The organism is Streptomyces sp. NPDC008163 (assembly GCF_042956885.1).
GTDB classification, from domain to species: domain Bacteria; phylum Actinomycetota; class Actinomycetes; order Streptomycetales; family Streptomycetaceae; genus Streptomyces; species Streptomyces drozdowiczii_A.
This window is the reverse complement of record NZ_JBIBHG010000007.1, coordinates 148,215-164,632: the sequence shown is the minus strand read 5'-3', so window position 1 is coordinate 164,632 and position 16,418 is coordinate 148,215. Positions and strand designations below refer to the sequence as shown.

Annotated in this window: 14 protein-coding genes; 11 read left to right on the top strand and 3 right to left on the bottom strand. The window is 73.4% G+C overall.

Features of this window, described 5'->3' with window-relative positions:
* Positions 1 to 49 precede the first annotated feature (49 nt).
* Positions 50 to 868: a DUF3097 family protein gene (locus ACFZAT_RS17720; RefSeq protein ID WP_391265155.1), complete on the bottom strand. Its 819-nt coding sequence runs from the start codon at positions 866 to 868 to the stop codon at positions 50 to 52.
* A gap of 142 nt (positions 869 to 1,010) precedes the next feature.
* A complete protein-coding gene (locus ACFZAT_RS17715; protein WP_391265154.1) occupies positions 1,011 to 1,742 on the bottom strand; it encodes an MBL fold metallo-hydrolase in 732 nt (243 codons plus the stop codon).
* 185 nt (positions 1,743 to 1,927) lie between these two features.
* On the opposite strand from ACFZAT_RS17715, the gene hrcA reads away from it, so the two are divergent.
* The 9 genes from hrcA to ACFZAT_RS17670 all read left to right on the top strand — a co-directional run bounded on the left by hrcA (position 1,928) and on the right by ACFZAT_RS17670 (position 12,493).
* On the top strand, positions 1,928 to 2,944 hold the full coding sequence (gene hrcA, locus ACFZAT_RS17710) for a heat-inducible transcriptional repressor HrcA (RefSeq protein WP_018103247.1): 1,017 nt from the start codon (positions 1,928 to 1,930) through the stop codon (positions 2,942 to 2,944).
* On the top strand, positions 2,945 to 4,081 hold the full coding sequence (gene dnaJ, locus ACFZAT_RS17705) for a molecular chaperone DnaJ (RefSeq protein ID WP_391265153.1): 1,137 nt from the start codon (positions 2,945 to 2,947) through the stop codon (positions 4,079 to 4,081).
* A gap of 118 nt (positions 4,082 to 4,199) precedes the next feature.
* On the top strand, positions 4,200 to 5,273 hold the full coding sequence (locus tag ACFZAT_RS17700; RefSeq protein ID WP_391265152.1) for a nitronate monooxygenase: 1,074 nt from the start codon (positions 4,200 to 4,202) through the stop codon (positions 5,271 to 5,273).
* On the top strand, positions 5,270 to 6,016 hold the full coding sequence (locus tag ACFZAT_RS17695) for a 16S rRNA (uracil(1498)-N(3))-methyltransferase (protein WP_391265151.1): 747 nt from the start codon (positions 5,270 to 5,272) through the stop codon (positions 6,014 to 6,016). Before ACFZAT_RS17700 ends, ACFZAT_RS17695 begins: the two co-directional genes overlap by 4 nt.
* Before the next feature lie 192 nt (positions 6,017 to 6,208).
* Positions 6,209 to 6,619 carry a hypothetical protein gene (locus ACFZAT_RS17690; protein WP_391265301.1) on the top strand — a complete coding sequence of 137 codons (411 nt, stop codon included), beginning with the start codon at positions 6,209 to 6,211 and terminating at the stop codon, positions 6,617 to 6,619.
* 166 nt (positions 6,620 to 6,785) lie between these two features.
* Positions 6,786 to 9,959: a S41 family peptidase gene (locus tag ACFZAT_RS17685; protein ID WP_391265150.1), complete on the top strand. Its 3,174-nt coding sequence runs from the start codon at positions 6,786 to 6,788 to the stop codon at positions 9,957 to 9,959.
* A 245-nt stretch (positions 9,960 to 10,204) separates the two neighbouring features.
* Positions 10,205 to 10,564 (top strand): histidine triad nucleotide-binding protein, encoded by a 360-nt coding sequence (locus ACFZAT_RS17680; RefSeq protein ID WP_073965257.1) that lies wholly within the window; start codon positions 10,205 to 10,207, stop codon positions 10,562 to 10,564.
* Positions 10,564 to 11,472: a ribonuclease Z gene (locus ACFZAT_RS17675; protein WP_391265300.1), complete on the top strand. Its 909-nt coding sequence runs from the start codon at positions 10,564 to 10,566 to the stop codon at positions 11,470 to 11,472. The genes ACFZAT_RS17680 and ACFZAT_RS17675 overlap by 1 nt, the downstream gene beginning before the upstream one ends.
* A gap of 28 nt (positions 11,473 to 11,500) precedes the next feature.
* Positions 11,501 to 12,493, top strand: coding sequence for an adenosine deaminase (locus ACFZAT_RS17670; RefSeq protein ID WP_391265149.1), 993 nt, complete (start codon positions 11,501 to 11,503; stop codon positions 12,491 to 12,493).
* Here the strand turns inward: ACFZAT_RS17670 and ACFZAT_RS17665 are convergent.
* Positions 12,457 to 13,818, bottom strand: coding sequence for an MFS transporter (locus tag ACFZAT_RS17665; RefSeq protein WP_391265148.1), 1,362 nt, complete (start codon positions 13,816 to 13,818; stop codon positions 12,457 to 12,459). The two genes, ACFZAT_RS17670 and ACFZAT_RS17665, sit on opposite strands and share 37 nt — an antisense overlap.
* 300 nt (positions 13,819 to 14,118) lie before the next feature.
* Between ACFZAT_RS17665 and ACFZAT_RS17660 the strand changes: the two genes are divergently transcribed.
* A complete protein-coding gene (locus ACFZAT_RS17660) occupies positions 14,119 to 15,225 on the top strand; it encodes a PfkB family carbohydrate kinase (RefSeq protein WP_391265147.1) in 1,107 nt (368 codons plus the stop codon).
* A 132-nt stretch (positions 15,226 to 15,357) separates the two neighbouring features.
* A complete protein-coding gene (locus ACFZAT_RS17655) occupies positions 15,358 to 16,410 on the top strand; it encodes a PhoH family protein (RefSeq protein WP_391265146.1) in 1,053 nt (350 codons plus the stop codon).
* The last annotated feature ends 8 nt before the right edge of the window (positions 16,411 to 16,418 follow it).

Here is a 16,418-nt window from a genome sequence, read left to right as displayed (position 1 = left end):
AGGTATTTATCCGGATCGGTGCCGGATCGAGGGGAAGTCGGGCCGGACATCAGTCCGGAAGAGTGACGAAATCGATCAATTCCTCTACCCGGCCCAGGAGTTCGGGCTGAAGGTCCCGGTAGGAGCGGACCGAGGACAGAATGCGCTGCCAGGCCGCTCCGGTGTTCTCCGGCCAGCCCAGCGCCCGGCACACACCCGTCTTCCAGTCCTGCCCGCGCGGCACCGCCGGCCATCCGGCGATCCCCACCGACGCCGGCTTCACGGCTTCCCACACGTCGATGTACGGGTGCCCCACCACCAGCACGTTGCCGTCCGACACCTGGGCCGCGATCCGGGACTCCTTGGAACCGGGCACCAGATGGTCGACCAGCACCCCGAGGCGGGCGTCCGGCGCGGGGGAGAACTCCCGCACGATCGCCGGGAGGTCGTCGATGCCCTCCAGGTACTCCACGACCACGCCCTCGATGCGCAGGTCGTCGCCCCAGACCCGCTCGACCAGCTCCGCGTCGTGCCGCCCCTCCACATAGATCCGCCCGGCCCGCGCCACCCGCGCCCGCGCCCCGGGCACCGCCACCGAACCGGAGGCCGTACGCGTGGGCCGCACCGGGCCCCCGGCCGACGGGCGCACCAGCGTGACGACCCGGCCTTCCAGCAGGAAGCCGCGCGGTGCCATCGGGAAGACCCGGTGCTTGCCGAACCGGTCCTCCAGGGTCACCGTCGGCCCCTCGGCGGTCTTCTCGCACCGGATCACCGCGCCGCAGAAACCGGTGACGGCCTCCTCCACGACCAGATCGGTCTCGGCGGGCACCTCCGGGGCGGGGGCGGACTTCTTCCACGGCGGGGTCAGATCGGGCTGGTAGCTGCGCATCGCACGACGATAAGCGGGGAAGGGCCGCGACACGCCGAGCCGGGAGACCGCCCGCCGGTCCGCCTTCCCTGCCAGGGCGCGGCCGAACCCCCGCGGCCTTCCCCGCCGAGCCGGGGCCGAACCCTGCGGCCTACCCCGCCCCCTACGACACGCCGAACCGCCCCGCCAGCGCCTCCCGCTGGGCCCGGACGAAGGCCGCGTCCACCACCGCCCCGTGCCCCGGCACGTACAGCGCGTCATCGCCGCCCAGCTCCAGCAGCCGGTCCAGCGCGGCGGGCCAGCGCGCCGGGCACGCGTCCGGACCGGCCTGGGGCTCCCCGGACTCCTCGACCAGATCGCCGCAGAACACCAGCGCAGGGGAGCCGGAGGAGCCCGGGACCAGCACCGCGAGGTCGTGGCCGCTGTGCGCGGCGCCCACGTCCACCAGGACCACTTCCCGGCCGCCGCCCAGATCCACCGTCAGCTCCCCGCGCACCTCGTGGCGCGGGGCCACCAGCACATCGGCGGATTCGGCCGCGTCCGCCGCGGGCAGCCCCTGGGCCACCGCGTCCGCGTACAGCTCGCCGGCCCCGCGCCGCAGCAGCTGTGCCGTGCCCTCGGAGCCGTACACCCGTGCCCCGGCGAACGCGGCCGTGCCCAGCACATGATCGAAGTGGGGATGACTGAGTGCGATGTGCGTCACCCTCCGGCCGAGCAGCGCCTCGGCCTGGGTGCGCAGTTCCGCGCCCTCGCGCAGGGACGAGCCGGTGTCGCAGAGCAGCACCCCGTCCGGGCCTGCCACCAGCAGGGCCGTCGCGTCCCAGACCGGAAGGCGCCGGCGGCCCGTTCCGTGACCCAGCCGCTCCCATCCGAACTCTTCCCAGGAGACATCCATGCGGCGACGCTATCGGCAGCGACCTGCGCGGCAGCGAGGTAGCGTGGCCGGTCGCCCTTGCTAGGGCACCACCCCGTCGCCGTACACTGGCCGGGGATCGCTGGCACTCGTACGCACCGAGTGCCAGGAGGAATCCCGGGAACGGCCCGGGAACGCCGACGTGGACAGCTGGAGGTGTGCGCGCGATGCTCAGCGAACGCAGACTCGAAGTGCTGCGCGCGATCGTCCAGGACTACGTCGGGACCGAGGAGCCCGTCGGCTCCAAGGCGCTCACGGAGCGGCACAAGCTGGGGGTCTCCCCGGCGACCGTCCGCAACGACATGGCGGTGCTGGAGGAGGAGGGCTTCATCGCCCAGCCCCACACCAGTGCCGGGCGCATCCCGACGGACAAGGGCTACCGGCTCTTCGTGGACAAGCTGGCGGGCGTCAAGCCCCTCTCCTCGCCCGAGCGCCGCGCCATCCAGAACTTCCTCGACGGCGCGGTCGACCTGGACGACGTCGTGGGCCGTACCGTACGGCTGCTCGCGCAGCTGACCCGGCAGGTCGCCGTCGTGCAGTACCCCTCGCTGACCCGTTCGACGGTGCGGCATGTGGAGCTGCTGTCCCTGGCCCCGGCGCGGCTGATGCTCGTGCTCATCACGGACACCGGCCGGGTCGAACAGCGGCTGGTGGACTGCCCGGCGCCGTTCGGTGAGACCTCGCTCGCCGATCTGCGGGCCCGGCTCAACAGCCGGGTGGTGGGGCGCCGGTTCGCGGACGTCCCGCAGCTGGTGCAGGACCTCCCGGAATCCTTCGAGAGCGAGGACCGGGGAACCGTGTCCACCGTCCTCTCGATCCTGCTCGAAACGCTCGTCGAGGAGACGGAGGAGCGGCTGATGATCGGCGGCACCTCCAACCTCACCCGCTTCGGGCACGACTTCCCCGTGATGATCCGGCCGGTGCTCGAAGCACTGGAGGAACAGGTCGTGCTGCTGAAGCTGCTCGGCGAGGCCAAGGACTCGGGCATGACCGTACGCATCGGGCACGAGAACGCCCACGAGGGCCTCAACTCCACGTCCGTCGTCGCGGTCGGCTACGGTTCGGGCGACGAGGCAGTCGCCAAACTCGGCGTGGTCGGACCGACCCGCATGGACTACCCCGGAACGATGGGAGCGGTACGCGCAGTGGCACGTTACGTCGGACAGATCCTGGCGGAGTCGTAAGTGGCCACGGACTACTACGCCGTACTCGGCGTGCGCCGCGACGCTTCCCAGGACGAGATCAAGAAGGCATTCCGGAGGCTCGCCCGCGAGCTGCACCCGGACGTCAACCCCGATCCGAAGACCCAGGAGCGGTTCAAGGAGATCAACGCCGCTTACGAGGTCCTCTCGGACGCGCAGAAGAAGCAGGTCTACGACCTCGGCGGCGACCCGCTCTCGCAGTCCGGCGGCGCCGGCGCGGGCGGCTTCGGCCAGGGCGGCTTCGGCAACTTCTCGGACATCATGGACGCGTTCTTCGGTACGTCGTCGCAGCGCGGGCCCCGCTCGCGCACCCGGCGCGGCCAGGACGCCATGATCCGGCTGGAGATCGACCTCGCCGAGGCGGCCTTCGGCACCACCAAGGACATCCAGGTCGACACCGCCGTCGTCTGCACCACGTGCAGCGGCGAGGGCGCGGCCCCCGGCACCTCGGCGCAGACCTGCGACATGTGCCGCGGCCGCGGTGAGGTCTCCCAGGTCACCCGGTCCTTCCTGGGCCAGGTCATGACCTCCCGTCCCTGCCCGCAGTGCCAGGGCTTCGGTACGGTCGTGCCCACCCCGTGCCCGGAGTGCGCCGGCGACGGCCGCATCCGCTCGCGGCGCACGCTGACCGTGAAGATCCCCGCCGGTGTCGACAACGGCACCCGCATCCAGCTCGCGGGCGAGGGCGAGGTCGGCCCCGGCGGCGGCCCCGCCGGCGACCTCTACGTCGAGATCCACGAGCTGCCGCACGCGGTGTTCCAGCGCCGCGGCGACGACCTGCACTGCACGGTCACCATCCCCATGACGGCGGCGGCCCTCGGCACCAAGGTGCCGCTGGAGACGCTGGACGGCCTGGAGGAGGTCGACATCCGGCCGGGCACCCAGTCCGGCCAGTCCGTGCCGCTGCACGGGCGCGGAATCACCCATCTGCGGGGCGGCGGACGCGGCGACCTCATCGTGCACGTCGAGGTGACCACCCCGGTCAAGCTCGACCCCGAGCAGGAACGCCTCCTGCGCGAACTGGCCAAGCTGCGCGGCGAGGAGCGGCCCACCGGCCAGTTCCAGCCGGGCCAGCAGGGCCTGTTCTCCCGCCTGAAGGACGCCTTCAACGGCCGCTGACGGCTTCCCCCGTCCGGTACGGGCCCGGCCTCCGGGCCCGTACCACCGCGCCGCGACCGGCCGGAACGCCCCGTGGGGCGGGCATCACGGGACAGGAGGGACATGACACGATGCGGTCATGCCCTCCGCGCTGACCGCTCTCTGCCGGTATCCCCTCGTGCAGGCCCCCATGGCCGGCGGTCCGTCCTGCCCGCAGCTCGCCGCCGCCGTCTCCGAGGCCGGTGCGCTGGGCTTCCTGGCCGGCGGATACAAGACGGCGGACGCCCTGCGCGACGAGGTCCGGCAGGTGCGCGCCCTGACCGGGCAGCCCTTCGGCGTCAACCTCTTCATGCCGCAGTGCGAACCGGCGGACCCCGCCGCGCTGGCGGACTACCGCCGCCGGCTCGCGGGTGAGGCCACCGGTTACGAGACGGAGCTCGGCGACCCGGACGTCCCCGGCGACGACGGCTACGAGGACAAGATCGCCGTCCTGCTCGACGCACCGGTCCCGGTCGTCTCCTTCACCTTCGGCTGCCCCTCGCGCGACACGCTCGACGCGTTCGCGGCCGCCGGTACGTACACCGTCGTCACGGTCACCTCGCCGGAGGAGGCCCAGGCCGCCGAGTGGGCCGGGGCCGACGCCGTCTGCGCCCAGGGCACCGAGGCGGGCGGCCACCGCTCCACGTTCCACGACGACCCGGCGACCGAGGACGGCGGAACCGGGCTGCTGAGCCTGGTCGCCCAGGTCCGCGAGACCGTGCAGATACCGGTCGTCGCCGCCGGCGGCCTGATGCGCGGCGCCCAGATCGCCGCCGTCCTCGCGGCGGGCGCCGACGCCGCCCAGCTCGGCACCGCCTTCCTGCCCTGCCCGGAGTCCGGCGCCCACGTCCTGCACAAACAGGCCCTGACCAACCCGCTCTTCGTCCGGACCACCCTGACCAGGGCGTTCTCCGGACGCCCGGCCCGCGGCCTGGTCAACCGCTTCGTGCGCGAGCACGGCCCCTACGCCCCCGCCGCCTACCCCCAGGTCCACCACATGACCTCCGTGCTGCGCAAGGCCGCCGCCCGCGTCGGGGACGCCCAGGGCATGGCGCTGTGGGCCGGGCAGGGCCACCGCATGGCCCGCGAGCTGCCCGCCGGCCGGCTGGTCCGGCTGCTCGCCGAAGAGCTGGACGCCGCACGGACGGCAGTGAGCACAAGGAGCGCACAGTGACGGCCCCCGTCTTCGTCGTCGGACACCTGCCGGACGCCCCCGAGTTCGTCCTCGACGGGCCCGAGGGACGCCACGCCGTCTCCGTGAAGCGCCTGCGCACCGGCGAGGAGGTCGTCCTCACGGACGGCCGCGGCCGGTGGGCCCAGGGCCTCGTGCGCGCCGCCGAGGGCAAGGACCGGCTGGTCGTCGGCGACCTCGCCCCGGTCCACGAGGAGCCGCGTCCCGCGCTGCGGATCACCGTCGTCCAGGCGCTGCCCAAGGGGGACCGGGGCGAGGTCGCCGTGGAGACGATGACCGAGACCGGCGTCGACGCGGTCGTGCCCTGGCAGGCGGCGCGCTGCATCACCCAGTGGAAGGGCGACCGCGGCCTCAAGTCCCTGGCCAAATGGCGCGCCACGGCCCGGGAGGCCGGAAAGCAGTCGCGCCGGGTGCTCTTCCCGGACGTGGCGGACCCGGCCACCACCAAGCAGGTCGCCGGCCTTCTCGCCGCGGCGGACTTCGCGGCCGTCCTGCACGAGGACCGCGACTACCCGAGCGAGCCGCTGGCCACCGTCGCGCTGCCCGAGGAGGGCGAGATCGTGCTGGTCGTCGGCCCCGAGGGCGGCGTGTCCCCGGACGAGCTGACCGCGTTCGCCGCCGCCGGTGCCCGCACCTGCCGCCTCGGCCCCACGGTCCTGCGCACCTCCACGGCGGGCACCGCGGCGACGGCGCTGCTCCTGGGACGCACGGGGCGCTGGTCGTAAACCGTCCCCGATGGGGTGGTTGTGCCCGAAAGCGGTCTACCGCGCCGTCGGATGGGGTGGGAAGCTGCCCGTATGGGGACATCGAGGGCAGGGGGCCGTCGCGCGGCCCGTCGTTTTCCGGCCGCGTTCTGCCTCGCCGCGGCCGCCGTCACCGGGCTCACCGCCTGTGAACCGGCCGATGGCGCGGGCGCGTTGAACACCGCGACCGTCGCCTTCACCACGGACCGGACCGCCACCCGCGCGCTGGAGCACGAGGGCGTCCGGGTCCGCTGGCTGACCTGCACCGCCTCGCTCGACGGAGGCGGCACCACCCGCTCGGGGTCGCCCTCCGCCACCCGCCGGGCGGCCGAGGTCCACTGCGACGGCAAGGCGAAGTCGGGCGGGGACATCGCGCTGGACGGGCAGGTCACCTATGCGGTCGAAGGCCGGTGCGTACGCGGGGACATGACCGCGAAGACCGGCGGGCGCGCCGTCTTCCGGGCCACCCTGCTCGGCGACTGCGCCGCGCCGGCCACGACCGCGCCGCTCGCCGGGACCCCGGGCCGGGGCGACGGCCCCACGGCCACCGTGACGGTGACGGTCACCGCGTACCCCGGCAAGTGACGCCGGAGCCCGGGCGGTTGGCGGATTCCCTGGTCCGCCCGGCCCGGGGCGGGCTCGCGACGTGTGACGTACTCCCGCCAACCCCGTGCCACCAGGCACACCCGCGGCCTAGGGTGATCGTGTGACACAGCCTTCCTACCTCCGGTACCCCCATGTCCAAGGTGACTTGATCGCCTTCACCGCCGAGGACGACGTCTGGCTCGCCCCACTCGACGGCGGCCGGGCGTGGCGGGTCAGCGCAGACAACCGTCCCGTCACCCAGCCGCGCATATCTCCCGACGGCACCCTCGTCGCCTGGACCTCCACCCGCGACGGGGCGCCCGAGGTCCACCTCGCCCCCGCCGACGGCGGGCCCTCCCGGCGGCTCACCCACTGGGGCGACGCCCGCACCACCGTGCGCGGCTGGACCCCCGAAGGCGACGTGCTGGTCACCAGCACCCAGGGCCAGGTCTCGCTGCGCCGTAGCTGGGCCCGCGCCGTCCCGGTCGACGGCGGTCCCGCGCGGACCCTTCCGTACGGCCCCGTCGGCTCGCTCGCGTACGGGCCCGGCGGACGCGTCCTGCTGCTCTCGGCCACCATGGGCCGCGAGGCCGCCTCCTGGAAGCGCTACCGGGGCGGCACGGCCGGCAAGCTCTGGATCGCGGCCGAGGACGACCCGCTGGAGTTCGCCCGCGTCCACGAGGACCTCGACGGCAACATCGAGTGCCCCATGTGGGTGGGGGAGCGCATCGCGTTCCTCTCCGACCACGAAGGCACCGGCGCCCTCTACTCCTCGCTGCCCGACGGCACGGACCTGCGCCGGCACACCCCCGTCGACGGCTTCTACGCCCGGCAGGCCACCACCGACGGCACCCGGGTCGCCTACGCCTCCGCCGGTGAACTCTGGCTCCTGGACGGCCTGGAGAGCGACGAGCCCCGCCGCGTCGAGATCCGGCTCGGCGGCCAGCGCGCCGACCTCCAGCCCTACCCGCTGCACGCCGACAGCCACCTCGCCGGCGCCTCGCCCGACCGCACCGGCCGCGGCAGCGCCGTCCTGTCGCGGGGCGCCGTGCACTGGGTCACCCACCGCGAGGGCCCGGCCCGCGCGCTCGCCGCCGAGCCCGGTGTACGGGCCAGGCTGCCGCGCACCTTCCAGGCCGACGGCGACCAGCACGTCGTTTGGGTCACGGACGCCGAGGGCGACGACGCGCTGGAGATCGCCCCCGCCACCGGCACCGCCCCCGGTGCCACCCCCCGCCGCCTCGCGGCCGGCCGGCTCGGCCGCGTCCTGGACCTCGCCCCCGCCCCCGACGGCAGCCGGTTCGCGGTCGCGGCGCACGACGGCCGTGTGCTGATCGTCGAGCGGGAGAGCGGCGAGATCCACGAGGTGGACCGCAGCGAGAACGGCGACGCCTCCGGCCTCGCCTGGTCGCCCGACTCCGCCTGGCTCGCCTGGTCGCACCCCGGCCCCGAGCCGCTCAGCCAGCTCAAGCTGGCCCACATCGCCGACCTCTCGGTCTCCGAGGCGACCCCGCTGCGGTTCCGGGACTTCGCGCCCGCCTTCACCGCTGACGGAAGGCACCTCGCCTTCCTCTCCGAGCGCGCCTTCGACCCGGTCTACGACGCCCACGTCTTCGACATGGCGTTCATCGGCTCCTGCCGGCCGCACCTGCTCACCCTCGCGGCGACCACGCCGTCCCCGTTCGGACCGCAACTGCACGGCCGGCCCACCGAGAAGGAGAAGGGCGGCGACGGCGAGGACAACCCCACCGCGCTCCCCATCACCCGCATCGACCTGGACGGCCTGGCCGACCGGATCGTGCCCCTTCCCGTCGAGGCCGCCGTCTACTCCTCGCTGCGCACCGCGCGCGACGGGCTGCTCTGGCTGCGCCACCCGCTCACCGGGGTCCTCGGCACCAGCGGGGCCGGTCCGGACGCCCGCCGCCCGGACACCGTCCTGGAGCGGTACGACCTGGAGAAGCTGCGCTGCGAGGAGCTGTCCTCGGACGTCAGCCGTTTCGCGGTCAGCGGTGACGGGAAGCGGCTGGCGATCGTCCACCACGGGAAGCTGTCCGTCGTCCCTTCCGACAGCCGGGTGCCCGCGGGCGACGACGACCACGACGACGCGGTGACCGTCGACCTCTCCCGCATCCGCCGCACCCTCGACCCGGCCGCCGAGTGGCGCCAGATGTACGACGAGGCCGGGCGCGTCATGCGGGACAACTTCTGGCGCCCCGACATGGGCGGCGTCGACTGGGACGGGGTCCTCGACCGCTACCGCCCGGTCCTGGAGCGCGTCGCCACCCACGACGACCTCATGGACCTGCTCTGGGAGGTCCAGGGCGAGCTGGGCACCTCGCACGCCTATGTCACCCCGCCCGGCGGGTGGCGCGACGACGCGGCCCGGCAGGGGCTGCTCGGGGCGGACCTCTCCCGGGCGCAGGACGGCAGCTGGCGTGTGGACCGGGTGCTGCCCTCCGAGACGTCGGACCCGGCCGCCCGCTCGCCGCTCGCCGCGCCGGGCGTCGCGGTCCGGGCCGGCGACGCGATCCTGGCCGTCGACGGGCACCCGGTCGATCCGCTGACCGGGCCCGCGCCGCTGCTCACCGGCTCGGCAGGCAAGCCCGTCGAGCTGACGGTGTCCCCGGCCGACGGGGGCGACCGGCGCCATGTCGTCGTCGTGCCCGTCGCCGACGAGGAGGCCCTGCGCTACCACGCGTGGGTCGCCGACCGGCGGGCGTACGTGCACGAGCGGTCCGGGGGGCGCCTGGGCTACCTCCACGTCCCCGACATGGTCGGCGGCGGCTGGGCCCAGATCCACCGCGACCTGCGGACCGAGATGGCGCGCGAGGGCCTGGTCGTGGACGTCCGGGAGAACCGGGGCGGCCACACCTCGCAGCTCGTGATCGAGAAGCTGGCCCGCCGCATCGTGGGCTGGGACCTGCCGCGCGGCATGCGCCCCGCCAGCTACCCGGGCGACGCGCCGCGCGGGCCGGTGGTGGCCGTGGCGAACGAGTTCTCCGGGTCGGACGGCGACATCGTGAACGCGGCGATCAAGGCGCTGAAGATCGGGCCCGTGGTCGGGGTCCGGACGTGGGGCGGCGTGGTCGGCATCGACAGCCGGTACCGGCTGGTGGACGGGACGCTGGTCACGCAGCCGAAGTACGCGTTCTGGCTGGAGGGGTACGGGTGGGGCGTCGAGAACCACGGCGTGGACCCGGACGTGGAGGTCGTGATGACGCCTCGGGACCATGCGGAGGGGCGTGACCCCCAGCTGGACGAGGCGGTACGGATCGGGCTGGAGTCGCTGGAGCGGGTGCCGGCGAAGGTGGCACCGGAGCTGCCGGGCCTCGCGGAGTGACCTCGGCGGGGTGGGGGCGGGTGCGCCTGCGGCGTGCCGGTTCCCACCCCGCCCCTTCCCGAAACCGGGGCGCCGCCCCGGACCCCGCTCCTCAATCGCCGGCGAGGCTCGGTTTCCGCCGCGGGTGGAAGGCGGCAGCGGCCGAATCAAGCCCCTCCGGCGATTGAGGAGCGGGGGTCCGGGGGCAGCGCCCCCGATAGGCTGGGCCGTAACGGATCACCCGAGCTCAAGGAGCGCGTAAGCGAATGGCAGGAGAACCGCAGCCCGACTGCCTGTTCTGCAAGATCGTCTCGGGCGAGATCCCGGCCACCATCGTCCGCGAGACCGACACCACCGTCGCGTTCCGCGACATCAACCCCCAGGCGCCCACGCACGTACTCGTCATCCCGCGCCTGCACTACCCGGACGCCGCCTCCCTCGGCGCCGCCGAACCGCAGGTGCTCGCCGACGTGCTGTGCGAGGCGGGCAACGTCGCCGCCGACGACAAGATCGACGCGACCGGCTACCGGGTCGTGTTCAACACCGGCGCCGGCGCCGGCCAGACCGTGTTCCACGCACACGCGCACGTCCTGGGCGGCCGGGGTCTGGAATGGCCGCCCGGATAATGTCCGCCCGCGAACTCGTCGTGCTCGGGACCGCAAGCCAGGTCCCGACACGGCACCGGAACCACAACGGCTACCTGCTGCGCTGGGACGGCGAGGGCATCCTCTTCGACCCCGGCGAGGGCACCCAGCGCCAGATGCTGCGGGCCGGGGTCGCCGCGCACGACATCGACCGGATCTGCGTCACGCACTTCCACGGCGACCACTCGCTCGGCCTGGCCGGGGTGATCCAGCGGATCAACCTCGACCAGGTCCCGCACCCGGTGACCGCCCACTACCCGGCGAGCGGGCAGCGCTTCTTCGACCGGCTTCGGTACGCCACCGCCTACCGCGAGACCGTGCAGCTGACCGAGGCCCCCGTCGCCGCCGACGGACCGCTGGCCACCACCGCCGCGTACACGCTCGACAGCCACCGGCTCTCGCACCCCGTCGAGTCGTACGGCTACCGGCTCACCGAGCCCGACGGGCGGCGGATGCTGCCCGCGAAGCTCGCCCAGCACGGCATCGGGGGGCCGGACGTCGGACGCCTCCAGCGCGAGGGCGCCCTCGGCGGGATCACGCTCGCCGACGTGTCCGAGCACAGGCGCGGACAGCGGTTCGCGTTCATCATGGACACCAGGCTCTGCGACGGGGTGTACACCCTCGCCGAGGGCTGCGACCTGCTGGTCATCGAGTCGACGTTCCTCGACGCGGACCGGAAGCTGGCCGCCGACCACGGCCACCTGACCGCCACCCAGGCGGCCCGGGTCGCCCGGGAGTCGGACGTACGGCACCTCGTCCTCACGCACTTCTCCCAGCGCTATCCGGAACCGGAGGCGTTCGAGGCCGAGGCCCGGGCGGCCGGTTACGAGGGCGAGCTGACCGTCGCCCAGGACCTCATGCGCGTACCGGTTCCGAGCCGGCACGCGTAGCACCACCCCAGAAACGATTGAGATCACCGTGCACCTCCCCAAAGCCGAACTCCACCTCCACATCGAGGGAACCCTCGAACCGGAACTGGCCTTCGCGCTCGCCGCGCGCAACGGCGTGACCCTGCCGTACGCGGACACCGAAGCCCTGCGCACCGCGTACCTCTTCGAGGACCTCCAGAGCTTCCTGGACCTCTACTACGCCCTCATGGCCGTGCTGCGGACCGAGGACGACTTCGCCGAGCTCGCCGACGCCTACCTCACCCGGGCCGCCGCCCAGGGCGTCCGCCATGCCGAGATCTTCTTCGACCCGCAGGCCCACACCGCACGCGGCGTGCCCATCGGCACCGTCGTGGAGGGCCTGGGCCGGGCGCTGGAGCGCAGCGAGGAGAAGCACGGCATCTCCACCCAGCTGATCATGTGCTTCCTGCGCGACCAGTCCGCCGAATCGGCCCTGGAGACCCTGGAGGCCGCCCGTCCGCACCTGCACCGGATCAGCGCCGTCGGCCTGGACTCCGCCGAGGTCGGCCACCCGCCGCTGAAGTTCCGCGAGGTGTACGAACGGGCCGGCGGACTCGGCCTGCGCAAGGTCGCCCACGCGGGGGAGGAGGGGCCGCCCTCGTACATCCGCGAGGCGCTCGACGTCCTCGGCGTGGAGCGCATCGACCACGGGCTGCGCTGCATGGAGGACCCGGACCTGGTGAAGCGGCTGGTCGCGGAGCGCGTCCCGCTCACGCTCTGCCCGCTGTCCAACGTACGGCTGCGCGCGGTCGACACCCTGGAGCAGCACCCGCTGCCCGCGATGCTGGAGGCCGGGCTGCTCTGCACGGTGAACTCCGACGACCCCGCCTACTTCGGCGGGTACGTCGGAGACACCTTCCACGCCGTTCACGAAGCGCTCGGCCTGGACCGCGAGCAGCTGCGCACGCTGGCCCGCAACTCCTTCGAGGCGGCGTTCCTCGACCACGACGAGGAGCGCAGGGCGCGCTACCTGTCCGAGGTCGAGGCGTACGCGTTCGACTGACCGCCCTCCGGGCCGGCCGTCCGGAACGCGTTCCTGCCGAGGCGCCTGCGGCGCAGGGCCGGGATGCTGATCTCCGCGACGGCCTGCTCGGGCGCGCCCACCTTGGGGACCGCGCCGGGCACCGCACCCGTGGTGACCGCGAGCAGGGCCGCCGGCGCACCGCCCCGGCGGCGAACCGAACCGGGTACCAGCGGACGGCCGCCGATGTGCAGGGCGACGGCGGTCACCGGGAGCGCTATCAGCAGGGTCGTCACGCCCAGGACCAGGCCCATCCCCGGGTAGCCGGCCTCCTCCGAGAGCACACTGCCGAGCACCGGCCCGCAGGCGACGCCCACGGACGAGGCGGAGCCCGCGAGGACCGCCCAGCGGCCGCGCACGTCGAGGGAGGCGGCCAGACCGATCAGATACGACAGGACCACCGGGTAGACGGTGTTCCACAGGATCTCGCCGGTCGCGAAGGAGCCGAGGCTCCCGGCGGACGAGCTGAGCACGATGCTCCCCGCGATGACGGCGGTGCCCACCCCGATCGGGACCGCGCGCCCCAGCTTCGAGCCCAGCACCCCGGCGCCCATCACACCGAGCAGCCCGGCGCCGAGCGCGGCGGCGAAGACGGCACCGATCGTCACCTCGGACAGCCCGACCTGGTCCACGCCGATCCTGCTGCTCACGCCCCACAGCGCGTTCTGCGCCATCGACCAGACGAGCATGCCGCCCGCGAGCACCAGTCCGGAGCGGCGGTGCGGCAGCCGGCCCTTCGCGGGGACGGCCGGTCCGGCCTGGTCCTCGGGTGCGGAGCCGCCGAGCCGGGAGGTGGCCGGCCAGACCAGGAGCGCGACCAGCGCGATCGAGGCGAACGGCAGCCGGTGGCCGCCGCCCAGGTGGGGGACCGTCAGATACAGGGCGCCCGCGGTCGCCGAGACGCTCAACAGGCCCAGGGACGAGGTGCGGTGCGGGTCGCTCTGGGCGGCGATGCCCGCCGCCGCGACAGCGGTCGCCGTACCGGAACCGAAGCCGCCGACCACCGCGCCCGCGACCACCAGCGGCACGATGCCGGCCAGCGCCGCGCAGCCGTACCCCACCACGCACAGGATCAGTCCCACGCGCGCCGGTCTGCACGGCCCGTACGTCTCCACGCGTCCCGCCAGGGAGAAGCCGGCGGAGGCCGAGCTCAGCAGCAGCGCGCTGCCGACGAGCCCGGCCTGAGCCGTGCTGAGTCCCAGATAGACGGAGAGCCGTCCCACGATGGTGGGGAGGAGGTAGGCGGCGAGGTAACCGGCGGTGAACACGGCGACCAGGGGCCACGCGGCGCGAGGGCGCGAGGACATGGGCGTTCCTGAAGACATGCCAGAAGAGGCAGGAGGGAGGGGGGGAATACGAGAAATCGGCGCTTCCGTCGGGTACGTCTCCAACGGTGCTCGCGGGCCAATTTGTATCAAGTGCTCCCGGCCCACCGAAAGCCGGTGTTCTGTGATCTGGGACACTTTTGTGTTTACGGGTTTCGCGGATGGGTAGCGGCCGATGTTTACGCAGGTCAGCAGCCGTGAACACACGCGCGGCGCGCACTCGTCCATCACCGCCGCGTTTCGGGCACACTGGCCGCAACCGCCACGACCGGGGAGTGCAAGGTGAGCGCTGACATTCCGCAGATCGACCCGCTGGACGGGCTGCGAGCCCCGCAGGACCCCGACTGCGACGTCTTCCTCACCGGCACGGTCTTCCTGGACATCATCTTCACCGGTCTGGACAGCGCCCCCGTGCGGGGCACCGAGTCCTGGGCGCGCGGCATGGGCTCCAGCCCCGGCGGCGTCGCCAACATGGCCACCGCGCTGGCCCGCCTCGGCCTGCGCACCTCCCTGGCCGCCGCGTTCGGCGACGACCACTACGGCGAGTACTGCTGGGACGCGCTCGAACAGGGCGAGGGCATCGACCTCTCTCGCTCGCACACGGTCCGGGGCTGGCACTCCCCGGTGACCGTCTCCATGGCGTACGAGGGCGAGCGGACGATGGTCTCGCACGGCCACGAGGCCCCGGCGCTCCCCACCACCGCCTCGCCCGAGGCCCCTGCCTTCCCCACCTGCCCGCCCAGGGCCCGGGCCGCCGTCACCTCGCTGGTCCCGGGACGCACCGAACCCTGGGTCGCCGAGGCCGCCCGCCGGGGTGCCCTGATCTTCGGGGACGTCGGCTGGGACGAGACCGGGCGCTGGGACCTGGGCGCGCTCAGCGGCCTGGAGCACTGCCACGCCTTCCTGCCCAACGCCGAGGAGGCGATGCGCTACACCCGCACCGACTGCCCCCGGGCCGCCGCGCACGCCCTCGCCGAACGCGTACCGCTCGCCGTCGTCACCCTGGGCTCCGAGGGCGCCTACGCGGTCGACGCCGCCACCGGCACCGCCGCCGAGGTGCCGGCCATCGAGGTCGAGGCCCTGGACCCGACCGGCGCGGGCGACGTCTTCGTGGCCGGCTTCGTCACCGGCACCCTGGCCGGCTGGCCCCTCGCCGACCGCCTGGCCTTCGCCGGGCTGACCGCCGCCCTCTCCGTCCAGGAGTTCGGCGGCTCGCTCTCGGCCCCCGGCTGGGCGGAGATCGCCGCCTGGTGGCAGCAGGTGCGCACCTGCGCCGGACAGGACCCGGCCGCGCTGCGCCGCTACGCCTTCCTGGACGAGCTGCTGCCGGCCGCCGCCCGGCCCTGGCCGCTGCGCCGGGCCGTGCCGACGATCGGTTTCCGCGCGTAACCTCACCGGCCCCGTACCGCCCGGTAAAACCTCTGGTGTTGTCGGTGCGGAGTCGTAGGCTTGAGGGACACGAGGTTCTCGAGCGGCGAGGACCCAGCAACAGGAGGTATGCGCAGGCCCGAGGGCCGGCCCATGACTCAGTCACCCACACAGCCGCAGGCGCGTGCCCACATCAGCATCCCGGCCGCTCACCCGATGGTGATGCTCCTGGGAGCGGGCGACTCGCTGCTGCGCGTGATCGAAGCGGCGTTCCCGGCGGCCGACATCCACGTCCGGGGAAATGACATAAGCGCGACGGGCGACGCGGCGGACATCGCCCTGATCCAGCGCCTGTTCGACGAGATGGTGCTGGTGCTCCGCACCGGGCAGCCGATGACGGAGGACGCCGTGGAACGGTCGATCGCGATGCTCAAGGCCACCGACAAGGGCCAGGCGGACGGCACGGAGACCCCGGCCGAGGTGCTGACGCAGAACATCCTGTCCAGCCGGGGCCGCACGATCCGCCCCAAGACGCTCAACCAGAAGCGGTACGTCGACGCGATCGACAAGCACACGATCGTCTTCGGCATCGGCCCCGCCGGTACCGGCAAGACCTACCTGGCCATGGCCAAGGCGGTCCAGGCCCTCCAGTCCAAGCAGGTCAGCCGGATCATCCTGACCCGTCCGGCGGTCGAGGCGGGCGAGCGCCTGGGCTTCCTCCCCGGCACGCTGTTCGACAAGATCGACCCGTATCTGCGCCCGCTCTACGACGCCCTGCACGACATGCTCGACCCCGACTCGATTCCGCGCCTGATGGCCGCGGGCACGATCGAGGTCGCGCCCCTGGCGTACATGCGCGGCCGGACCCTGAACGACGCCTTCATCATCCTGGACGAGGCGCAGAACACCAGCGCCGAGCAGATGAAGATGTTCCTGACCCGGCTCGGCTTCGACTCCAAGATCGTCGTCACCGGTGACATCACCCAGGTCGACCTGCCCACGGGGACCAAGAGCGGTCTGCGCCAGGTGCAGGACATCCTGGAGGGCATCGACGACGTGCACTTCTCCCGCCTCACCTCCCAGGATGTCGTCCGGCACAAGCTGGTCGGCCGTATTGTCGACGCGTACGAGAAGTACGACAGCAGCAAGGGCGAGCAGGACGGCGGGGGCCATCGGGGCCGCGGCCGTCACAACGGGAAGCAGTAGCAGCGCAC